The sequence below is a fragment of the Mesorhizobium sp. M7A.F.Ca.US.005.03.2.1 genome (assembly GCF_003997795.1).
GTDB classification, from domain to species: Bacteria; Pseudomonadota; Alphaproteobacteria; order Rhizobiales; family Rhizobiaceae; genus Mesorhizobium; species Mesorhizobium ciceri.
In genome coordinates, this window is record NZ_RZRP01000825.1 from 1 (window position 1) to 2,778 (window position 2,778).

Annotated in this window: 2 protein-coding genes; both read left to right on the top strand. The window is 64.2% G+C overall.

Translation table 11 applies throughout. From position 1 onward, the window contains the following. The coding region (locus tag EN991_RS30965) for a phosphoserine transaminase (RefSeq protein ID WP_127370179.1) at nucleotides 1-1,031 on the top strand (1,031 nt) is incomplete at its 5' end. Nucleotides 1,032-1,098: 67 nt separating this feature from the next. After that, complete coding sequence (gene serA, locus EN991_RS30970) at nucleotides 1,099-2,700, top strand: phosphoglycerate dehydrogenase (RefSeq protein WP_024502929.1); 1,602 nt, start codon at nucleotides 1,099-1,101, stop codon at nucleotides 2,698-2,700. Nucleotides 2,701-2,778: the final 78 nt, after the last annotated feature.

Here is a 2,778-nt window from a genome sequence, read left to right on the forward strand (position 1 = left end):
AGCTCGAACAGGCGATCGAGCTGACGCGCGAGATTCTCCAGGTCCCGGCGGGTTACCGCATCGGCATCGTGCCGGCGTCGGACACCGGTGCGGTCGAGATGGCGCTGTGGTCGCTGCTCGGCGAGCGCGGCGTCGACATGGTCGCCTGGGAGAGCTTTGGCTCCGGCTGGGTCACCGACGTGGTCAAGCAATTGAAGCTCGCCGACGTGCGCAAGATCGAAGCCGGCTACGGCGAGCTGCCTGATCTCACCAAGATCGATTTCGACCGCGATGTGGTGTTCACCTGGAACGGCACCACGTCGGGCGTTCGCGTGCCGAACGGCGATTTCATTCCCGCGGACCGCAAGGGCCTGACCGTCTGCGATGCGACTTCCGCCGCATTCGCGCAGAGGCTCGACTTCGAAAAACTCGATGTCGTCACTTTCTCCTGGCAGAAGGTGCTGGGCGGCGAGGGCGCTCACGGCATGCTGATCCTGTCGCCTCGCGCCGTCGAGCGGCTGGAAACCTACAAGCCCTCATGGCCGCTGCCGAAAATTTTCCGCCTGACCTCAGGCGGCAAGCTGATCGAAGGTATCTTCAAGGGCGAGACCATCAACACGCCCTCGATGCTGTGCGTCGAGGATTACCTCGATGCGCTCAACTGGGCGAAGTCGACCGGCGGCCTCGACGCGCTGATCGCCAGGGCGGATGCCAATGCGGCCGTCCTCGATCGCTTTGTAGGCAAGTCCTCCTGGCTCGGTCATCTCGCCGTCCAGCCGGCGACACGGTCGAACACGTCCGTCTGCCTGTCCTTCACCGATCCGGACGTGTCCGCGCTCGACGCCGACGGGCAGGCGGCCTTCGCCAAGGGGCTGGTGTCGGTGCTCGACAAGGAAGGCGTCGCCTATGATATCGGTGCCTATCGCGACGCACCGCCCGGCCTGCGCATCTGGTGCGGCGCGACGGTCGAGACGTCGGATCTCGAAGCGCTGCTGCCCTGGCTCGACTGGGCATTCGCCGCACAGAAGGCGTCGCTCAAAGCGGCGGCCTGAGATCGTTCGCGGCGGCCTTCGGGCCGCCCACTCCCATCAGGATCAAATCCATTTCAAGGAGGCCGCCATGGCGCCCCGCGTTCTCGTCTCAGACAAACTCTCCCCCACCGCCGTGCAAATCTTCAAGGATCGTGGCGTCGAGGTCGACTATCTGCCCGATCTCGGCAAGGACAAGGATAAGCTCGCCGAAGTGATCGGCCAGTATGATGGCCTCGCCATCCGCTCGGCGACCAAGGTCACCGAAAAGCTGATCAACGCCGCTACCAATCTCAAAGTCATCGGCCGCGCCGGCATCGGCGTCGACAATGTCGATATCCCGGCGGCAAGCCGCAAGGGCATCATCGTGATGAACACGCCCTTCGGCAACTCGATCACCACAGCCGAACATGCGGTGGCGATGATCTTTGCGCTGGCGCGCCAGATCCCTGAAGCCAACGCCTCGACCCATGCCGGCAAATGGGAAAAGAACCGCTTCATGGGCGTCGAGATAACCGGCAAGACACTGGGCGTCATCGGCTGCGGCAACATCGGTTCGATCGTCGCGACGCGCGGCGTTGGCCTCAAGATGCACGTCATCGCCTTCGATCCGTTCCTGTCGGACAGCCGTGCCGAGGAGCTTGGCGTCGACAAGGTCGAGCTCGACGAGCTATTCGCCCGCGCCGATTTCATCACCCTGCACACGCCGCTGACCGACAAGACGCGCAACATCATCGATGCCGCGGCGATCGCCAAGATGAAGAAGGGCGTGCGCATCATCAATTGCGCACGCGGCGGTCTGATCGTCGAGGCCGATCTGGTCGCAGCGCTGAAGAGCGGCAAGGTGGCCGGCGCCGGCGTCGACGTCTTCGAGGTCGAACCGGCCGAGAACAACGAACTGTTCGGCATGGAGAATGTGGTGGCGACGCCGCATCTCGGCGCCTCGACGACGGAGGCCCAGGAGAATGTCGCGCTGCAGGTTGCCGAGCAGATGGCCGACTATCTGATCAAGGGCGCCGTCTCCAACGCCATCAACATGCCGTCGATCACCGCCGAGGAGGCGCCGCGGCTGAAGCCGTTCGTCAAGCTCGCCGAGGTGCTCGGCGCCTTTGTCGGCCAGGTCACCGAGGATCCGATCAAGGAGGTGGAGATCCTGTTCGACGGCTCGACCGCGACGATGAACACGCGCGCGCTGATCAGTGCAGCACTCGCCGGGCTGATCCGGCCTCAGGTCTCGGACGTCAACATGGTGTCGGCGCCGATCATGGTGAAGGAGCGCGGCATCATCGTGGCCGAGGTCAAGCGCGACAAGTCGGGCGTGTTCGACGGCTATATCAAGCTGACGGTGAAGACCGAGCACATGACGCGCTCGATCGCCGGCACATGCTTCTCGGATGGCAAGCCACGCTTCATCCAGATCAAGGGCATCAACCTCGATGCCGAGGTCGGCCAGCACATGCTCTACACCACCAATGCGGACGCGCCGGGCATCATCGGCCTGCTCGGCACCGTCTGCGGCGAGAATGGCGTCAACATCGCCAACTTCCAGCTCGGCCGCAACCGGCCGGGCGGCGATGCCATAGCGCTGCTCTATCTCGACGCGCCGTTCCCGGAAGCCGTGCTGGAAAAGGTCAAGGCGCACAAGTCGATCGACTCGGCCAAGCGGCTGCAGTTCGACGTCAACGCGATGTGATTGAGGACAGGCGGTCGCCGACCCACCTCGTTGACGCCGGCCGCCGCGGCGGCCGGTTCATGTCAACTCGTCCGAGCC